The sequence below is a fragment of the Micromonospora sp. NPDC049529 genome, assembly GCF_055586685.1.
Genome location: NZ_JBVJHT010000004.1, coordinates 360192 through 377370, shown reverse-complemented (window position 1 = coordinate 377370; position 17179 = coordinate 360192). Strand labels below are relative to the sequence as shown.

At 69.9% G+C, this 17179-nt stretch carries 17 protein-coding genes; 6 read left to right on the top strand and 11 right to left on the bottom strand.

Annotation, left to right across the window (positions count from 1 at the left end; all coding sequences use genetic code 11):
- Positions 1 to 416: 416 nt before the first annotated feature.
- Positions 417 to 1172 (bottom strand): SAM-dependent methyltransferase, encoded by a 756-nt coding sequence (locus ACZ6QQ_RS09250; protein ID WP_465875414.1) that lies wholly within the window; start codon positions 1170 to 1172, stop codon positions 417 to 419.
- A 341-nt stretch (positions 1173 to 1513) separates the two neighbouring features.
- Here ACZ6QQ_RS09250 and ACZ6QQ_RS09245 point away from each other — a divergent pair, with 341 nt between their 5' ends.
- A complete protein-coding gene (locus tag ACZ6QQ_RS09245) occupies positions 1514 to 2299 on the top strand; it encodes a hypothetical protein (RefSeq protein ID WP_465875412.1) in 786 nt (261 codons plus the stop codon).
- Positions 2300 to 2334: 35 nt separating this feature from the next.
- Here ACZ6QQ_RS09245 and ACZ6QQ_RS09240 read toward each other — a convergent pair whose 3' ends face one another.
- The 4 genes from ACZ6QQ_RS09240 to ACZ6QQ_RS09225 form a co-directional block, all read right to left on the bottom strand.
- The gene (locus tag ACZ6QQ_RS09240) at positions 2335 to 2523 is read right to left on the bottom strand and encodes a DUF397 domain-containing protein (protein WP_465875410.1); all 189 of its coding nucleotides are present in this window, start codon (positions 2521 to 2523) and stop codon (positions 2335 to 2337) included.
- The gene (locus ACZ6QQ_RS09235) at positions 2495 to 3196 is read right to left on the bottom strand and encodes a DUF5753 domain-containing protein (RefSeq protein ID WP_465875409.1); all 702 of its coding nucleotides are present in this window, start codon (positions 3194 to 3196) and stop codon (positions 2495 to 2497) included. The genes ACZ6QQ_RS09240 and ACZ6QQ_RS09235 overlap by 29 nt, the downstream gene beginning before the upstream one ends.
- A 76-nt stretch (positions 3197 to 3272) precedes the next feature.
- The gene (locus ACZ6QQ_RS09230; RefSeq protein ID WP_465875408.1) at positions 3273 to 3803 is read right to left on the bottom strand and encodes a hypothetical protein; all 531 of its coding nucleotides are present in this window, start codon (positions 3801 to 3803) and stop codon (positions 3273 to 3275) included.
- A gap of 205 nt (positions 3804 to 4008) precedes the next feature.
- Positions 4009 to 4731, bottom strand: a complete 723-nt coding sequence (locus tag ACZ6QQ_RS09225) for a DUF4232 domain-containing protein (RefSeq protein ID WP_465875406.1) — start codon at positions 4729 to 4731, stop codon at positions 4009 to 4011.
- A 129-nt stretch (positions 4732 to 4860) separates the two neighbouring features.
- Between ACZ6QQ_RS09225 and ACZ6QQ_RS09220 the strand changes: the two genes are divergently transcribed.
- Both ACZ6QQ_RS09220 and ACZ6QQ_RS09215 read left to right on the top strand, forming a co-directional pair.
- Positions 4861 to 6051: a hypothetical protein gene (locus ACZ6QQ_RS09220; RefSeq protein ID WP_465875404.1), complete on the top strand. Its 1191-nt coding sequence runs from the start codon at positions 4861 to 4863 to the stop codon at positions 6049 to 6051.
- Complete coding sequence (locus ACZ6QQ_RS09215) at positions 6048 to 7535, top strand: hypothetical protein (RefSeq protein WP_465875403.1); 1488 nt, start codon at positions 6048 to 6050, stop codon at positions 7533 to 7535. Before ACZ6QQ_RS09220 ends, ACZ6QQ_RS09215 begins: the two co-directional genes overlap by 4 nt.
- A gap of 83 nt (positions 7536 to 7618) precedes the next feature.
- Here ACZ6QQ_RS09215 and ACZ6QQ_RS09210 read toward each other — a convergent pair whose 3' ends face one another.
- Both ACZ6QQ_RS09210 and ACZ6QQ_RS09205 read right to left on the bottom strand, forming a co-directional pair.
- Positions 7619 to 8959 (bottom strand): ice-binding family protein, encoded by a 1341-nt coding sequence (locus ACZ6QQ_RS09210; RefSeq protein WP_465875402.1) that lies wholly within the window; start codon positions 8957 to 8959, stop codon positions 7619 to 7621.
- Between the two features lie 320 nt (positions 8960 to 9279).
- Positions 9280 to 9870, bottom strand: a complete 591-nt coding sequence (locus ACZ6QQ_RS09205; protein ID WP_465875400.1) for a helix-turn-helix transcriptional regulator — start codon at positions 9868 to 9870, stop codon at positions 9280 to 9282.
- Here ACZ6QQ_RS09205 and ACZ6QQ_RS09200 point away from each other — a divergent pair.
- Together ACZ6QQ_RS09200 and ACZ6QQ_RS09195 are read left to right on the top strand one after the other, a co-directional pair.
- The gene (locus ACZ6QQ_RS09200; protein WP_465875398.1) at positions 9759 to 10109 is read left to right on the top strand and encodes an epoxide hydrolase N-terminal domain-containing protein; all 351 of its coding nucleotides are present in this window, start codon (positions 9759 to 9761) and stop codon (positions 10107 to 10109) included. The genes ACZ6QQ_RS09205 and ACZ6QQ_RS09200 overlap by 112 nt on opposite strands.
- 9 nt (positions 10110 to 10118) lie before the next feature.
- The gene (locus tag ACZ6QQ_RS09195; protein ID WP_465875397.1) at positions 10119 to 10961 is read left to right on the top strand and encodes an alpha/beta fold hydrolase; all 843 of its coding nucleotides are present in this window, start codon (positions 10119 to 10121) and stop codon (positions 10959 to 10961) included.
- A gap of 121 nt (positions 10962 to 11082) precedes the next feature.
- Here the strand turns inward: ACZ6QQ_RS09195 and ACZ6QQ_RS09190 are convergent, their stop codons facing one another.
- Positions 11083 to 12165 carry an epoxide hydrolase family protein gene (locus ACZ6QQ_RS09190; protein ID WP_465875395.1) on the bottom strand — a complete coding sequence of 361 codons (1083 nt, stop codon included), beginning with the start codon at positions 12163 to 12165 and terminating at the stop codon, positions 11083 to 11085.
- Between the two features lie 112 nt (positions 12166 to 12277).
- Between ACZ6QQ_RS09190 and ACZ6QQ_RS09185 the strand changes: the two genes are divergently transcribed.
- Positions 12278 to 12757 (top strand): MarR family winged helix-turn-helix transcriptional regulator, encoded by a 480-nt coding sequence (locus ACZ6QQ_RS09185; RefSeq protein WP_465875393.1) that lies wholly within the window; start codon positions 12278 to 12280, stop codon positions 12755 to 12757.
- Between the two features lie 189 nt (positions 12758 to 12946).
- Here the strand turns inward: ACZ6QQ_RS09185 and ACZ6QQ_RS09180 are convergent, their stop codons facing one another.
- The 3 genes from ACZ6QQ_RS09180 to ACZ6QQ_RS09170 form a co-directional block, all read right to left on the bottom strand.
- Complete coding sequence (locus ACZ6QQ_RS09180; protein WP_465875392.1) at positions 12947 to 13876, bottom strand: hypothetical protein; 930 nt, start codon at positions 13874 to 13876, stop codon at positions 12947 to 12949.
- Between the two features lie 213 nt (positions 13877 to 14089).
- Positions 14090 to 15130, bottom strand: coding sequence for an enediyne biosynthesis protein (locus ACZ6QQ_RS09175; protein WP_465875391.1), 1041 nt, complete (start codon positions 15128 to 15130; stop codon positions 14090 to 14092).
- Positions 15127 to 17100 carry a CRTAC1 family protein gene (locus tag ACZ6QQ_RS09170; protein ID WP_465875389.1) on the bottom strand — a complete coding sequence of 658 codons (1974 nt, stop codon included), beginning with the start codon at positions 17098 to 17100 and terminating at the stop codon, positions 15127 to 15129. Before ACZ6QQ_RS09170 ends, ACZ6QQ_RS09175 begins: the two co-directional genes overlap by 4 nt.
- Positions 17101 to 17179 lie beyond the last annotated feature (79 nt).

Genomic DNA, 17179 nt, shown 5'->3' with positions numbered 1-17179 from the left:
GGTTTTGGGGGGGGCTGTGTGGGTGGGGGGGTCAGGTGACTTTCTTCGGGGGGGGGGGCGGGGGTTGTGTTCTCCCCCCCCCCCCCCCCCCCCCCTTTCCCCCCCCCCCCCCCCCCCGCCCGTGCTGCGACGTGGTGCCGACGTGCAGCAGGTCATCGGTGCAAAAACACGGCAGGGGCCGCTGTTGAGGCGTGCGCTGCGGCGCAAATTGCACTCGTCGGGACAACTATCCGCCGTCAGCGGTGGCTGATGGTCAGCCCGAGCGGCAAAGAAGACGGCGGCACGTCGGATGTGCGTTGTCGGGATGTCTGCCGTCCTACCTGTCCCAACACGAAGAGTGACGCGTCACCCTGGCGTAGAGCGGACCGGTGGGCAGCACCATCGCGTGGGAGTCGACGGTGGACCGCCGGTCCGCGCTACCGGCCCGGTGCGAGAGTCGGACGGAGCACGAAGACGCCCCAACCGAAGTAGCGGCGGCCGTACTCCAGGTGCCAACGGCGGGACAGGTCGCGGAACTCGCGTACCTGCTGGGCGCGCGGGTCGTGCGGGTACGCCCGCAGCCACTCGGTCAGCGTCCACCACTGCTGGGCCACGTACCGGTCCCAGCTGTCGGCGTCGGCGAGCACCACCTCGACCAGGTCGGTGCCGGCGGCCTCGAACCGGTCCAGGGTGCCGCCGAGCGAGGTGAAGTCGTCCAACCCGAACCCGTAGGCCGAGTACGCCCCAGGCGGCGGCGGGTCGATCCAGTACGGTTCGCCGACCAGCAGCAGCCCGTTGGGGCGGACCGCGCGCCGCATCAGTTCGATGGTGCCGGCCAGGCCACCGCCGATCCAGGTCGCGCCGAGGCAGGAGACGATGTCGTAGCCGGCGGGCTCGGCCCGGTATTCGGCGGCGTCGCCGTACTGGAAGCTGACCCGGTCGCTGACCCCGAGTTCGGCCGCGCGTTTGCTGGCGGCGGTCAGGAACACCTCGCTGATGTCCACCCCGTGTCCACGGATGCCGTAACCCTGGGCCCAGCGGCAGAGCAGTTCGCCCTTTCCGCACGCGAGGTCGAGGACCCTGGTCTGCGGGCCGACCCGACTGGCCGCCCCGAGCAGCATCAGCTTCTCGTGGGTGAACGGGTTGAGGATGCGGTGTTCCGCCTCCGACAGCTCGTGCAACCAAAGCGACATCGGGCCAGGATTACCCGTTTTCTGGGTCGTGTCGAGCCCCATCTTTCGGGCCAAGATCAAGTGCGATCGGCGTACGTCACTCCGGCAGCACCGACCGAACCGTTCCGGTGCGACCCGCCCGCCCGCGACCCGCACCGTTTGTGCAGGTCAGAGCCAGAGCATCGGGTACGCCGAGCGCGCCCGTCACCGAGCCGTGAATCGCACAGACTAGACCGGCTTCGATTCGTCACGGCAAAAACCGCGCCGGCCGTCGTCGCGTGGTGGGAAAGTTCACGGCGCCGTCGGTGTCCGGCGCCCAGGTGGGTCGACACAACCGTCCCCGGTCGGGCAGGCTGTCCGCCGTGCAGCCCGAGGTGTTCATCGCGATCGGATCGGCGGTCGTCTCTCTCCTCAGTGTCCTGTTCACCACCCTCTCCGCGCGACGGGTGACGGTGTTGCAGTACCAACTGGAGGAGCAGCGGCACCGGCAGAGCAAGGCGGAACTGGCCGAGCAGTTGCTCAGCCGCTACCGGGAACCACTGCTCTGGTCCGCGCACGCGTTGCAGGGCCGGATGTTCAACGCCGTACGGCCGGGTTTCCTCTCCGCGTACCTGCACTGCGGTGACCCGGACGACGAGCGGTACACCCGCGACTACACCGTCTACACGCTGGCCGAGTACCTGTGCTGGGTGGAGATCATCCGCCGGGACCAGCAGTTCCTCGACCTCGGCGACGTCGAGCGGAACAAGCGGTTCTTCGGCTACCTCGACCGGATGACGCAGATCGTCGCCGCGCTGGACACCCCGCCGCCGCTGCGCCTGTTCCGGGGCCAGCAGCGCGCAATCGGCGAACTCCTGCTCGTACGCGTCGAGGACAGTGCCGGCACCCGGTACGAGTCGATGGGCTACGCCGACTTCTGCGCGCGGCTCGACACCGACGACCGCTTCAGGTCCTGGTTCATCCGGCTCCGGGCCGACGTCGATGTGATCGCGACCTCGGACTTCGACGGCAACGCCCGGCTGGTGAAAATACAGCACGAGCTGATCGCGCTGATCGATTTCCTGGACCCGGACCGGGCCCGGTTGGCCACCCCGAACCGGGCCCTGATCGACCGGGACAAGATGGGCAAGCACATCAGCGAAACCTGAGCGGCCCGCCCCCGAACCCGACGAGGGGTCTGCTGTCAGTGCTGCTTCGCGAGCCCCACGAACGCCCGCCACGCCATCGGGCCGAAGGTCAGTGTCGGGCCGGACCGGTCCTTGCTGTCCCGAACGAGGACACGACCAACGATGTTGTCGGCAACCTCGACGCAGTTCCCGCCGCTCTGGTTGCTACGGCTCGACTTACCCCAGGTCGGCCGCTGTGTCGTCATGATCATCCACCAGCCTCAGGATAAGGTCTCTTGACTGGTCGCAGGGCAGCGCGACCGAGTTTATAGCGCGCCACGTGTGGTCCATGGCGGTTACCCGGGTGGGCTCCACTTCCACCCTGTCTTCGAAGAAGTCTTCCAGAAGACCGACCATGCTCCCGCCCTCGATGTTTGCCAGGGTGATGGAACCGCTGCGGCCCGCGTGCATCGCGGCGTGGTCGGGAACGACGTGGACGAAGATGTTCGGTCGGGCTCCTACGTCGGCCAGGTGCGGCAACTGCTCTTTGGCGATCTCGGGAGGGCCGCACCGTAGGGTGGCGGCATCCAGAATGAAGACAAATTTGGGGCGGTCCCCTCGGTCGAGGATCGCGGCTTGCCGCTCCATCCGTGAGGCGACCATGCTCGCCACCTCTTCATCCGTGTGCAGACCCGTGCAGGTGAACATCGCGGCGGCGTAAGCCTCTGTTTGCAACAGGCCGGGGATCAGGGTTGGTTGGAAGTAGCGCAGGGCTGCCGCCGTCTCTTCCACCTTCCGCCAGGGCAGGAACCAAGTTGGCGCTGGGCGCCGGTTCTTCCGGGCCTCGGTCGACGCTCGCTGAATCTCGTCCCCGGTCCCGAAGTACTCGTCCAGCGACTCGTAGGCACGGATGACCGACCTCGTGAAGGTCGCCGTCAACCTCGACCCTCGTGCGGTGGATACGATCGAGTCGGCCAATGCGGGTAGGGAAAGTGCGTTCCCGCTCGCCCCGGCGTCATCCCAACTGGCCGTCCGAAGGCGGGCGTCGATCGCCCGTGGTGGGAGCATCGCCGGGCCGGCCGGTCAGGAGCCGGTCGGCGCGGCGCAGCAGGGCCCAGCGCTGGGCCGCCAGCGTGACCGCGAGATAGAGCAGGAGGCTGACCGTGCCGAGGTCGGTGGCGGCCGGTGCGACCGCTTCGAGCGCAGCGTCGCTGGCGATGTGGATGCCCAGACCGATGATCCACAACGAGACGGTGGTCCAGTTGCCCTGCCGGACCAGGATGCCCCGGTCGCGCCAGAGGTGCGTGAGGCGGGCCCGAGCCACCCCGAACCCGGCGCCGACCAGCAGGCTGACCACCAGCAGCCCGTACGCGACGGCCGGGACGCTGGTCCGGCCGGCGTAGCCGCTGATCTGCACCACGCCAATCACCCCGAGGATCAGCGCCAGCGAGTACGGCCGACGTTCCCGGACCGGACGTTCCCGCAGTTGCCGGCTGATCAGCCAGCCGACGATCAGGATCGCGACGACGATGTTCATCGCGCTCATCGCGGTCCTCCCTCCGTTGTCACCGCCCGGTTGCCCCCTGGCCGACCCGACGACCGCGTGGCAGACCAATCCGCTCGCCATCCTCGTCCAGACATATGCCACCTGGCTCGGCGATCGCCGAGTTCGGGGACATTGCTTTCCTCGCCGGGCCCGACGTGGAGACGGAGTTCGCTCGGCGGTTCGATCCGTCCGGCGCAGACCCGCGTCAGGAGGTGGTCCAGGCGTGTACCTCCAGCCGGCCGGTGGTGCCCAGGTCCAGCCGCTTCGCCACGACCTGGGTCGGCCGTCCGGCGGCCGGGGCGACCTCCAGATATTCGCCCTGCGCGGCGTCGCCGTCGGTGACCGTGTTCCGCCAGCGCACCGACGCGTGCGCGGTGCCGCCCGGATACACCGTGATCTCCTTCGGGCCGGGGTCCTCGCCGGTCGACCGGGAGCCGTTCTCGACCCGCACCGGAAGCGGCTCGCGCTGCGCGTCGAGTACGCGTACGACCGGGTAGCCGTACAGCGAGAAGGGTTTGGTGCCGCAGTTGAACAGGACGATGCCCATTCCGCGCAGCCCCATCGCGGCGTCGGTCGGGCTGGTGCTCAGCAGGACACCCGACGCCGGGCAGTAGGCGGCCTCACGAGCCCCGCCGGTCGCGGTCGCCACCGGAAGACCGGTGCCGGACGGCGCGGGCGAGCCGGTCGCGGGTCCGCTCGGAGCGCCCTGCGAGGGCAGGTCGGTGGCACCCGTCCAAGGGCCGGCGGTCCCCGGGGGCAGGGGCGCCTGCCGGGTGGCGTCCGGCGGGGTCGGCGCCGGTAGGACGATCGGCTGACCGGGTACGGGACCGGTGCAGCCGGCGCCGAGCAGCAGCGCCACGGCGATTGTGCCGACCAGTGGGCCGAGCCGGCGCAGGGAAGGGTGGCGGCGAGCGGGGTACGTCTGCACCCGGCGATCCTCCTACACCGCTCGGTCCGGCGGAGAACCGTCAGCGGGTGCCGTGGAGAGCGTGTGTGCGAGTTGTGTTCGCGGGTGGCGATCGCCGGTGATCCGACCGTGAGCTTGTACGCTGCGTCGATGCCGGATTCCAGGTTGATGCGGGATTCCACCGAGCGTTGGTTGGAGCGGCTGCGTGGCGCGGTCGCACCCCGGCGCCACAACGCCCGTACGATCGCCGCCCTGACCGGCAATCCCGGCTGCCACCGGCGGTCGGTGCTGGACGCGGCCGGGGTCGACAAGCTGCGGCTGGCCGAGCACGTCGGCTTCCCCGCCCGGTTCGGTCAGTCCCGGTTCGCCATCACCCGGGGCAACTCCTTCGAGCGGCAGGTCAAGGCGGACGGCGGAATCGAACTGCTCCGGCTGCTGCGCGAACGGCTCGGGCTGCCGATCCCGGACGCGGAGTACACCGACCTCGACGCCGGCACCCCGGACGCAACCACGGCGACGGTCGACACCAATGCCGATCCGGTCCGGCCCACCGAGAGCAACGAGGAGCGCTACGAGCGGTCCCGGCGACTGCTCGCCGAGGCGGCCGGGGCGCCCGCGTCCGGCGACGCCCTGATCTTCGATCACCCGCTGCTCCGGCTGGAGGTCGCCGGCCAGCCGGTCTACCTGGAGCCGGACCTGATCGCGTTCCGGGTCGACGGCCGGTTCCACGTCGTGGAGATCAAGTCGTTTCCGGTGATCGACGGGCAGGCCGACCCGAGCAAGGTGTCCGCCGCAGCGGTGCAGGCGGCGGTCTACGTCCTCGCGATGCGGCAACTGCTGACCGACGGCGGGCACGACCCGGCCATCGTGTCGCACGACGTACTGCTGGTCTGCCCGCGCGACTTCACCAACGAACCGGTGGCCGCGCTGATCGACGTACGCAAGCAGTTGTCGACCCTGCGCCGGCAACTGACCCGGATGGCGCGGGTCGAAGAGCTGGCCGCCGCGCTGCCGGCCGACCTGACCTTCGACCTGGCCCCCGACCGGGCCGGCCGGCCGACCCGGTCGCCGGCCGCGCTGACCACCGCGCTGACCGTCGTCGAGGCGCGGTACGCGCCGGACTGCCTCGCCAGCTGCGAACTCGCCTTCTTCTGCCGGCACGAGGCACGCGGCCGAACCGGCAGCCTCGGCAAGTCCGTCCGCGAGGAACTCGGCGGCGTCGAACAGGTGCCGACCGTGCTCGCCCTGGCCAGTGGCGAACTGGCTCCGGCCGACGGGCAGGCCGAGGCCGCCGCGATGCTCCAGGCCGCCGCGCGGCTGCGGGCCGAGGCCCTGTCATGAGTACGCTCACCGCCCTCGCCCGCGCGCAGGCCCTCGCCGCCGGGGTGGCCCAGCCGACCGCCACCGTGCGGCACCTGCACCTCGCCCGGCGGCCCCTGGTCCTGGTGCCGCTGACCATGGCCGGGGAGGCGAACGCCCCGCTGGCGATGCTGGTCGGCACGGCACCCGCACAGCCAACGCTGCTGGTGGTGCCGCAGCCGCGCAACCGGGACCAGCGACTCGACTTCGTCACCGCGTTCGGACGGGTGCTGCTGCCGTACCTGGACGGGCACCGGGGCGTGTCGGAGTCGGTGCCGGTCGACCGGGGACGCGACGTGCGCTACCGGTACGTCGAGGCGCCGCAACTGCTCGTACCGAACTCCGGCGGGATCACCTTCCTGCGCCTGCTCGGCCGCAACCTCCGGTTCCGGCGTACCGACGGGGACTATCCGGTGGACGCCTCGGTGCCGCTGCTCGGCCGGTGGCTCACCTTTCTCGCCGAGCGGGCCGAACACCCCGGCTCGTCGATGCTGGTGGCGATGACCGACGCGCTCGGCCTGCACTGGGCGACCGGGCAGAGTTCGGTGGAGGACCTGAACCTGGCCGCACAGCTCGGCTGGATCGATCCGCCGCCGGGCGTGCCCGGCCCGGTCGCCGCCGCCGAGGCGGAGGACCCGTCGATCTGGCCGCCGTCCGGCCCGGCCACCGACCCCGAGTTCGACAACAGTGTGCTAGCCCCGGCGATGGTGGCGTACCAGGCGGCGGTGGCGGCGGACGACGAACCGGCCCGGCAGCGGGCGTACGCGACCCTGACCGAGGCGTTGCGCGGCCAACTGGAGCCGACCTGGCGGCTGATGTGGCGGGGCCTGTCGCTGCTGCGAGCCCTGCCGCCGGGGGTGCGGGTGGCGGGGCGCTGGGACGCTGACCGGGACGCGTTCACCGACTATGCCGGTTACACCGACGAGGGCGGCCAGCCCCAGCCCCGCCGCGACGGGGCGGTCGCCGCCGCACAACGCCTGCACCGGCTCGAACGCGCCCTCGCCTCGTACGCCGTCCAGCGCGCCTACGACGACCCGTTGGTGATGGCCGACCACCGGCTGACCGGGGAGGCGTTCGTCGGCGAGGTGACCCTGGCCGACCCGACTCGGGTCGACGACAGCGGCAAACGCCCGGTGCTACGTCCCCGGATCATGGTCGTCACCACGGACCCGGTGCTGGTCCAGCCCGGCGCGACGCTCTCCTCGCCGACCCGGCCGGCACAGAAGGCCCGGGTCATGTTCGTCACCCGGACCGGCGACGGGTCGAAGACCGAGGTGGTGCTGGAACTGTCCGGCGGGATGGGGCGGGGCCTGACCGCGCCACCCGGCACGGTTCCGGAGGTGGGGGAACGCCTCTGCTACACCACCCTGACCGACGGTTACGTCCCGCCCGGCACCTTCCCGTCCCGCGAGGACACCCCCTGGACTCACGGCGGCCCACCGGCCGACGGGTCGGCCGAGTCGTAGCACCCGCCGATCGGCGACCGCACCTATTCCGAAAGCCCCACGCTCGGTCCGACGTGGCCGCGCTGTGGGCGGAGTGGCCGCGCTCAGTCCAGTGCGGCCAGGCTGCGGGCGGAGTGGCGTCCCGTCGCTACGGACACGGCGCTGGCGGGGGTCGTGATCGTGTTGCTGTCGAGGGTGACGGCGGCGTTGCGGGCGAGTGCGCGGCCGTCGATGGTGACGCCGGTGGTGACGGTGATCGAGGCGAGGGCGAGGATCGTGCCGCGCAGGATGGAGTAGGTGCCGAGGGTCGCGGAGCTGCCGACGAGCCAGAAGACGTTGGCCGCCTGTGCGCCGTTGACGAGGTTGACGCTGCTGGCGGAGGCGGTGATGAGGGTGGACGCGGCCTTGAAGACGAAGATGGCGTCGGAGTCGCCCTGGGCGTCGAGGGTCAGTACTCCGGTGATCCCGAAGGTGCCGGCGAGGGATTCGTAGACGCCGGGAATCTTCGTCGTTCCGCCGAGTTCGACCGGGGTGACGGTGCTCGGGCGCGCTGCCGCGTCGTCGTACGCGGTGACCAGATCGGTCTTCGCCTGTGCCGCGACCGCGTCGGCGACGTGTGAGGTGCCGTTGACGACTCCCGGCGGGAAGCCGGTCACCGAGGCGCCGGGACTCAGCCCGAGGTCACCGGTGATCGTCGTGGGGCCGGTGTTGGTGACCGTCGAGGCGGCGAGGACCGCGAAGAGGGCCGCCGTACCGAGCGCCACCGGTTGGGGATCGGTGGGTACGGGCGGATCGCCGCCGGTGACGGTGATCGAGTTGCTGTCGAGGGTGACGGCGGCGTTGCGGGCGAGTGCGCGGCCGTCGATGGTGACGCCGGTGGTGACGGTGATCGAGGCGAGGGCGAGGATCGTGCCGCGCAGGATGGAATGGGTGCCGAGGGTCGCGGAGCTGCCGACGAGCCAGAAGACGTTGGCCGCCTGTGCGCCGTTGACGAGGTTGACGCTGCTGGCGGAGGCGGTGATGAGGGTGGACGCGGCCTTGAAGACGAAGACGGCGTCGGGGTCGCCCTCGGCGTCGAGGGTCAGCGCACCGGTGATCCCGAAGGTGCCGGCGGGCGACCCGTAGACGCCGGGAGTCTGGGTGGTGCCGCCGAGTTCGACCGGAATGGTGCCGGTGCTCGGCCGTCCGGCCAGATCGTCGTAGGCGGCTGCGAGGTCGGTTTTCGCCTGTGCCGCGACGGCGTCCGCGATGTGCTGGGTGCCGTTGACCTGTCCCGGTGGGAAGCCGGTGACCGAGGTGCCGGGGCTGAGCCCGAGATCGCCGGTGACGGTGGTGGTGCCGGTGTTGGTGACCGTCGAGCCGGCGAGCACCGCGAACTGGGCGGCCGTACCCAACGACACCGCCGCTGTGGCCGCGCTCGTTGCGCTGTCTGTTGTCTCGCTCATGGGGTGGGTTTCCTCTCGTGAAGATCCGGTAGGGGCGGGATCTGCCCATGGTGGAGACCGGCTCGGTGGCCGTCGGTCGGAGCAGAGTGGAGGGGCCGCCAGGAGAGCCTGGGATTCGTACCGGAAAGCGGACGTTTCGACTGTAGTTACGTAGCGTAATTGCTGCTTGTCAAGCCTGTCGAGGGGTGAGCTGCGGATTGGCACGCGCCGCCCGTGTCGAATGTGACGATCAGTAATGCATCCCGGCGGGATGGTCGCCCGGCCACCGGCTGCCCCGGCGGTCCGCACCGGTCCACACCCGGCCGCAGAGGTCGGCGGCGTCAGGCTCGTCCGCCGCGAGAGGACTCGGCCGCTCGTTCGAACCGGGCGGCAACCGCGTGCAGGTGGTCCACCATCGTCGGTGGGGACTCGACGGTGAAGTCGACGTCGAGCACACTCAGCAGGTAGGCCAACATCCGTGGCGTCTCGACGCCGAGGCGCAACCGGCAGGTCTGCCCGCCAACCGGCTCCAGCCGTCCGTGCAGCGGCCAGATCCGGTCCCGGACCGTCTCGGCGGGCGCGCGGAGCAGGACCGACGCCTGGATCTCCCAGACGTCCGCGACCGACCGCGACAGGAAGGCCGCCGCGTCACCGTTGTCGGGCGCCTGCCGGGTGCCGACAAACCGGGGCCCGACCGGGACGTACGGCCGCAGCCGGTCGAGCCGGAAACTACGCCAGCTCTCCCGGTCGACATCCCAGGCGACCAGGTACCACCGCCGTCCCCACGACACCAGCCGGTACGGCTCGGTCCGGCGCACGGATGCCGTGTCGTCGTAGGAGCGGTAGTCGAAGCGCAGCAGTTGCCGGTCCCGGCAGGCGGTCGCGACGAGGGTCAGCAGGTCCGCGTCGACCGCCGGCCCGTCCGCCGCCACCGGCACGGTGTCGATCTGGAGGGCGCCGACCGGTGCCGCAGCCGCGACGGCAGCACCTGTTCGAGTTTCATCAGCGCCCGCAGGGCGGTCTCGCCGATGTCGGTCACGCCGCCACCGGCGACCGTACGCAGCGCCACGGCGACCGCTATCGCCTCGTCGTCGACGGGCACGACGTACATTTTCTGCACGTCCGCTTGGCGCAGCCCGGCGCGTTGCCGCTGCTGCTCACCCACGGGTGACCCGGTTCGGTGGTCGAGTTCCTCGACGTGACCGACCCGGCCGCGCACGGCGGCGACCCGGCCGCGCACGGCGGCGACCCGGCCGACGCGTTCGACGTGGTCGTCCCGACCGTGCCCGGCTTCGGCCTCTCCGGGCAGGCGGCCGGCTGGTCGGTGCAGCGGGCGGCACCGGCCTGGGCGGAGCTGATGCGCCGGCTCGGCTACTCCCGATACGTCGCGCACGGCGGCGACACCGGTGCGCTGATCTCCCGACAGCTCGGGCTGATCGACCCGGATCACCTGGCGGCGGTGCACCTGACGCTGATCCCGTCGGCGGCGCTCACCGCCGACAACGCCGATCTCTCCGACCCGGCCAAGCAACGGGCGGCCGAGCACGCGGCCCGGTTCGACTACGCGCTTGGCGCGTACGCGCTGCTCCAGGCGACCCGCCCGCAGAGCCTCGCGTACGGGCTCACCGACTCTCCGGTGGGGCAGCTCGCCTGGATCGTGGAGCGGTTCAAGGACTGGACCGACTCCACCGACGTACCCGAGGACGCGGTCGACCGGGACGCGATGCTGACCAACGTGATGATCTACTGGCTGAACGCCACGGCCGGCTCGTCCGCCCGGTACTACAAAGAGGAGACCTCCAACTGGGGTGAGCCGGAGCCACCGTTGAGCGTGCCGACGGCGGTGGCGGTGCTGCCCCGCGACATCGGCGCCCCCGTACGCCGCCTCGCCGAGACCAACCACAAGATCGTCCGCTGGACCGAGTACGAGCGCGGCGGCCACTTCTCCGCCCTGGAGGTCCCCGACCTCCTCGTCGCCGACCTCCGCACCACCTTCCACCCCTACCGCTCCGCCCCGCGCTGATACAGAGAGTGGTTATTCCGGGGCTGACGCCGGAGCGGCGAGGTGGTCGAAGCGCCAGCCGTTCGTGGTGCGGTGCTGGTTGTGACGGCCTCCTCATGGAGTTCGAATACCTGCGTTCGGGTCACTCGATGTGGGCGAGGAAGAAGTCGTGGATGTCCTCGGCGAGCAGGTCGGGGACCTCCATCGCGGCGAAGTGGCCGCCGCGCTCGAACTCCGACCAGTGCCTGATGTCGTAGAGCCGCTCGGCCAGCGGTCGCACCGACTGGGTGATGTCGTGCGGGAGCACGGCCACGCCGACCGGGACCGGGCATCGCTCGGCCCGCTGCGGGGTCTCGCGGGACAGCCGCGCCGAGGACGCCGCGGTGGCGGTCAGCCAGTACAGCGAGATGTCGGTGAGCATCCGCTCGTCGTCGATCGCCGTGCGGGGGTCGGTCCACTTCGCGAAGCGCTCGGCGATCCAGACCAGCTGACCGACCGGTGAGTCGGTCAGCGGGTAGCCGATGGTCTGCGGGGTGAGGGCCTGCAGCGCCTGGTACGGCGGGCGGTTCGCCATCATCTGCCGGACCTTGTCCAGTCGGATCTCGTCTGTTTCGGACAGTTCGATGTCGGCGTCCGGGGCGGGTCGGGTCGGCAGGTAGTTGACGTGCACCCCGACGACCTGTTCGGGCGCCACCGCGCCGAGTGCGAGGGAGATGCCCGCGCCGAAGTCGCCACCCTGCGCGCCATAGCGCTCGTATCCGAGTCGGCGCATGAGCTCGGCCCAGGCCCGAGCGACCCGGACGATGTCCCAGCCGCGCTCGTGGGTCGGGCCGGAGAAGCCGAACCCGGGGATAGATGGAATCACCAGGTGGAAGTCGCGCGACAGTGGCTCGATCACGTCGAGAAACTCGAGGAACGAGCCGGGCCAGCCGTGGGTGAGGATCAGCGCGAGCGCGTCCGGTTTTGGCGACCGGACGTGGACGAAGTGGATGTTCTGGCCGTCGATCTCGGTGGTGAAGTGCGCAAGCTCGTTGAGCTTGGCCTCGTGTGCGCGCCAGTCGTAGCCGGTGCGCCAGTATTCGGCCAGGTCCTTGAGTCGCGCCAGGGGGAACCCGTAGTCCCATCCGGCGTCGGCGACCTCGTTGGGCCAACGGGTACGGGAGAGCCGGTCGGCCAGGTCGTCGAGGTCGGCCTGGGGGATGTCGATCCGGAACGGCTCGATCATGGTTGCTACCTCCAGTAGATCGTTCGTGTCATAAACGTTCATGCGGCTAACGTTTACGTCGCCAACGGTATCAGGATCGTTGGTGGTCCGAACGATTTGTTAGACTTGTCATATGGAGAACCCAGTCGAGACGACGCCCGCCCGCTGGGAGAGCCTGCCCAGTTGGCTGCTCACCCAGACCGCCAGCCACGCGCAGCGCCTGGTAGGCGACGGGTTCTCGTCGGTGGGCGCCCGCGGCTACCACTACCGCCTGCTGGCGACACTGGAGCAGTTCGGCCCGGCCAGCCAGGCCGCGCTGGGCCGGCGCAGCGGCATCCACCTCAGCGACATGGTCGCGACGATCAACGAGCTTGCCGACCGTAACCTGGTCGAACGCGCCCCGGACCCGGCCGATCGGCGGCGCAACACCATCTCGCTGACCGCCGCCGGAAAGCGGCAACTGCGGCGACTGGAGAGGCGACTGGCCGAAACCCAGGACGAACTACTGGCTCCGCTCTCACCCGAGGAGCGACAGCGGTTGACCGAGCTGCTGGCCAGGCTGTTGGACCATCACGACCGACGCACCGGCACCACTGACGAGTCGCGGCGCTGAGTGGGCCGCGTCCAAGGATGGGCTGGTCAGGAACGGTAGGACCTGGCCGACCCGAGGTTCACCGCGTACCACCAGAAGATCAGGCGCGGCATGACGGCCTACCTGAGCGCGATCACCCGGGCGTGCGGACCGGGTACGGGAACCGGCGGCGTGCTGCCCGCCGGTCCCCGTACCGTGCCGCGACCGGTGTCAGTTGTTGTACGGCAGGACCGGGAACCAGCCGAAGCCGAACATCGACGGGACCCGGATGTCCCAGTAGACGACGGTGAACACGCCGAGCGCGATGAGCAGGCTGCCGGTGATGACGGCCATCCGGACCGGGTTGCGGGCCATCCAGGTCAGGAACCGGCCCCGGGTGACGGCGACGACGAGGGCGAACAGCACCGCGACGATCACGATGTTGCCCAACGACTGGAGGACGAACGCCGCCGCGCCGTAGAACGGGTTGCCCGAGTCGACCGCCCAGTGGAACAGCTTGTTGAACAGCGGGTACGGCCGCCCGATGAGGAAGCCGCCGACCAGTGCGCCCAGTACGACGACCCGGGCGACCGGCCGGGTCGCGAACGGGTCGGGCAGCACACCGAGCGCGGCGAGCCCGAGGTAGGTCAGCGCCAGGCCGATCACCCCGAAGACCACCGACGACTGGAGGATGCGTACGGGCATGTCGCCGACGAGTTCGGTGGACAACTGCGGGAGGCGGTCGCCGAGCAGGACGCCGACGAACCCGTAGACCGCCGACACGGAGACCATGCCGAGCGTCAGCCAGCCCACCGGCCGCAGCATCGTACGCAGGGCTCCGCTGGTGCCGCCGGTCGCGCCGGCCTGGCTCATCGGCCCGATCGCGGCGGCCATGGCGATGTTGCAGGCGGTGAACGTGCCGGCGAGCCCGGAGACGAAGGCGAACACCAGACCGGCCGCGGTCCCCGCGATGGCGGTGGCCTTCGCGTCGTGGCCGAGCAGGGCGTTGGCGACGTTGTCGCCGATCACCGCGTCGACGAAGTGGTAGGACCAGACCAGGGCCAGCAGGACGCCGGCCAACGCGCTGAGCAGGACGACCCGACCGGTACGCGGTCGGGTCGCGGTGGGCGGTGCGGTGACGAGTGGGGGTGAGACGCTCACGAGTTCTCCTTCTCGGGGGGTACGAGAACGGGCTCCGACGACTGCACGGGTACGAGAACGACCCCCGACGGCAGTGTCGGGGGACGACGTATACGTCCTCCGACCGCGATGTCGAGGGACGCGTAACGTCCCCCGACGGCAGTGTCGGGGGACGCGAAACACCTGTGCGCCGGTACGGGCCCCGGCTAGCCGGGGCCCGTACCGGTCCGGGGGTCAGGCAGGTGCGGGTTGTGCCACCGCTGCCACCGGGACAGTCGCGCGTTCCTGCCGGCGCTCACGGAGCCACCGCATCCACCAGTAGGTGCCGCGGCTGAGGCAGACGATCGTGACGGCGAAGAACAACGTGTAGACGATGTTGAATACCATCAGGATGCCATAGACCGTGGCCACACTGGCACCGAACATGAACTGGTCTCGGAACCGGCTCGGCGTGGTGCCCGGGTCGGTGACCATGTAGTTGGTGAACAGGATGAAGGCGACACCGGTCATCGGCACCAGCGCGCCCCACAGGGAGACGTCCCAGATCCAGTGCCGGATCAGGGCCTGGAGTACGAAACCGCCGGCCCAGCCCATGATCAGGCCGACTTTCTTGGTCAGGGCGGCGTTGAGCACCGTACCGGCGGCGAGGATGACCACCGGGATCACGATCCGGATCACGTCCGGCACGTTTTCCGTGAAGTGGTACGGCGGCGCGATGTTCACCCAGGAGAAGGCGACCAGGGTGATCGTGATGCCGAAGTTGGACGGGTTCATGAAGTGACGGAACCGGCCCTTGATCGGCGCGCGCAGGACGTACTTCTGGCCCACCGACACCACGACGGCGAAGGCGATCGGCCAGAAGATGTCGTTCGCGTAGAGCAGCATGTTCGCCGCGAGCGAGGTGATGTGGGCGGGCAGCAGGAAGGTGTAGACACCCCAGGCCCCGTTGCCGGAGTACTCCGCGGGCCGGTTGCCGGCCCAGGCCGCGATGGTCTCGGAGACCAACTCGGTGGTGTAGCCGATCGCCAGGGCGAACAGCGGCCACGTCCACGGCTGCTCGAATCCGAAGACCGAGTAGCCGAGGATGTTGAAGATGCTCATCGAGATGGCGAAGTTCCGCAGCGCCAGGTAGCGCGGGTCGGTCGGGTCGATCCGGTTCGTCCTGGCCGGTGTGCCGGTCGCGGTGGCGGCCACCTGGTCGGTACGGGTCGGCGCGGTGGCGACCGGGGTACGGACGCCCACACCGGTGGTACTGATTCGTTCGACGTGGGTCATGAGCCCGCTACCTCCTGGGCCTGATCGGTGAGCATGAAGTCGTGCCAACCGGGGCTCAGGTTGAGCGTCTGCTTGTGCATCGTGCCGTTGAGGTCACGCCAGCAGATCTCGGCCGAGACCGGCTTGTTCGCCTCGTCGCCGAGCCCGAAGAAGATGTCGAAGCTGCGCTTGCCGGAGTGACCGCTGCCACCGTCGAGTTGGGCCACCTGGGTACGACCGTCGGCGGTGACGATCTTCACCAGCGCCCCGTACGCCGGGGTGCCGATCGGGCCGGCGGCGCCCGGTGTCGCACCGGCCACCGGTCGGTGCAGCCGCAGGCCGAGGAAGTTGCCCTCGGCGGGCGTGGTGTTGCGGTAGTAGGCCGGCGGTCCCCACTGGCGGGCGACCGCGAAGTCCTGGCTGCCGTCTTCGTTGACGTCGGCGACCGCGACCCCGCGCGACGGGGTGGTGTCGGTCATCCCGAGGTCCGGGGCGAGGTCGACGTAGCGGCCGTTCTCCTCCCGCACCCAGAAGGCGAACGGGGAGGAGCCGGCGATGTCGTCACCGGGTTCGGCGTTCGGCCACATGTGCGGCTCGGCGAGCATGAGGTCGTTGGCCATGGCGAGTTCCTGGAGCCAGTTCCACCGGTTGATGTGGCCCTTCACGAAGCCGGTGGTCTGGACCACGGTGAGCTGGCCGCTGTTGTCGAAGTCGGCCATCTTGGAGTCCCAGCCCCAGCCGACCCAGGCGATGTTCGCCTCGGCGGCCTTGTTGTCGAACGGGGCGATCCCTCGGGTGAGCTTGTCCTTCGCCTCCTCCACCGTGTCCGCGGTGTTCTTCCAGAGGAAGTTGCTCTCCTCGATGCCCCAGCTGGTGGTGATGTTGCTGACGAACATGTCGAACCGGCCGGTCGAGTTCAGGTCGCCGAACTCGATCGACATGCCCTTGAAGGAGTCGTGCCCGACCACCAGCGACTTCGGGGTGAAGGCGCCCCGTCGTCCCTCGGCCACGTTGAACTTGATGGTGCCCGGGGTGGAGACGTTGTGGAAGAACCGGTCGTTGCCGAAGTCGTTGGCGACGTACAGCTCGGGCAGCAGGTCGCCGTCCAGGTCGGCCGAGCCGGCACCGAGGGTCCACCCGGTGGCCAGGTCGGGGTCGATGGCGACCTGTTCCTTGTACGTCACGGACGGGTTGGCGCCGACGGTGGCGGCCTTCCAGTGCATCATGTGCGCCCCGCCGGCGTTCTGGGCGCGGGACATGGAGTGGTTCATCGTCACGCCCTTGAGCCCCTGCGGGTCGAGCACGGCGGTGTCCGGGAAGTAGTTGAACACCCCGATGTCCGGGTGCCCGTCACCGTCGAAGTCGGCGATGTTCACCGCGTTGGTGTTCCACTTCGGGCCGTGGTAGAGCCCGTCGGGCGAGGTGCCGTACTGGACCAGCTCCTGCGGGACGTAGGAGGCCAGGCTCAGCGGCGCGGAGGTGCCGCGCTGCATGTACAGCACCGGGGTCCGTCCCCAGAAGTAGACCAGCAGGTCGTTCCAGCCATCCTGGTTGAAGTCACCGGGGGTGCAGCCCATCGGCGCCATCGTCCCGTTCATCGGGAGCGGGGCGGGGTTGAGCACGAACGGCGGGTAGGTGCCGCCGCTCTCCGGTGCCGGGGTGACGATCACCGAGTCACTGCGGGTGTCGACCAGGCAGAGGTCGTTGGCGACCCTGCCGCCGTCCAGGTCGTTGACCGAGATGGCCGCGCCGACCGAGGAGATCCACGACTTGATGTGCTCGTACTCGGGGTTCACCTCGCGGACGTTGCGCATCGGCAGCCCCTCGGGCAGCGCGATGGGCAACTCGGCGAACTTGAACCGTGAGGCCATCGAAGCACGATCTTCGGCCGACGCCTCCGGTAGTTGAGCGGCCACGAACAGGGTGCTCGTCAGGACGAGCACGAACAGGGCCGGGGTTAACCGGCGAAGGACGCCGGGTTTCGATGGCATCGTTTTCCCCTCGAAATAGACGGCACAGGGCAGCGCTCCACAACCGGCGATCGCGTAGGAGCGATCCACGGCTGCGGTT

Bases quoted from the DNA above. Each gene is read 5' to 3' on its own strand.
- ACZ6QQ_RS09250 (WP_465875414.1), bottom strand. From the start codon at position 1,172: ATGTCGCTTTGGTTGCACGAGCTGTCGGAGGCGGAACACCGCATCCTC.
- ACZ6QQ_RS09240 (WP_465875410.1), bottom strand. From the start codon at position 2,523: ATGACGACACAGCGGCCGACCTGGGGTAAGTCGAGCCGTAGCAACCAG.
- ACZ6QQ_RS09230 (WP_465875408.1), bottom strand. From the start codon at position 3,803: ATGAGCGCGATGAACATCGTCGTCGCGATCCTGATCGTCGGCTGGCTG.
- ACZ6QQ_RS09220 (WP_465875404.1), top strand. From the start codon at position 4,861: ATGCCGGATTCCAGGTTGATGCGGGATTCCACCGAGCGTTGGTTGGAG.
- ACZ6QQ_RS09215 (WP_465875403.1), top strand. From the start codon at position 6,048: ATGAGTACGCTCACCGCCCTCGCCCGCGCGCAGGCCCTCGCCGCCGGG.
- ACZ6QQ_RS09210 (WP_465875402.1), bottom strand. From the start codon at position 8,959: ATGAGCGAGACAACAGACAGCGCAACGAGCGCGGCCACAGCGGCGGTG.
- ACZ6QQ_RS09200 (WP_465875398.1), top strand. From the start codon at position 9,759: ATGCCGTGTCGTCGTAGGAGCGGTAGTCGAAGCGCAGCAGTTGCCGGT.
- ACZ6QQ_RS09190 (WP_465875395.1), bottom strand. From the start codon at position 12,165: ATGATCGAGCCGTTCCGGATCGACATCCCCCAGGCCGACCTCGACGAC.
- ACZ6QQ_RS09185 (WP_465875393.1), top strand. From the start codon at position 12,278: ATGGAGAACCCAGTCGAGACGACGCCCGCCCGCTGGGAGAGCCTGCCC.
- ACZ6QQ_RS09175 (WP_465875391.1), bottom strand. From the start codon at position 15,130: ATGACCCACGTCGAACGAATCAGTACCACCGGTGTGGGCGTCCGTACC.
- ACZ6QQ_RS09170 (WP_465875389.1), bottom strand. From the start codon at position 17,100: ATGCCATCGAAACCCGGCGTCCTTCGCCGGTTAACCCCGGCCCTGTTC.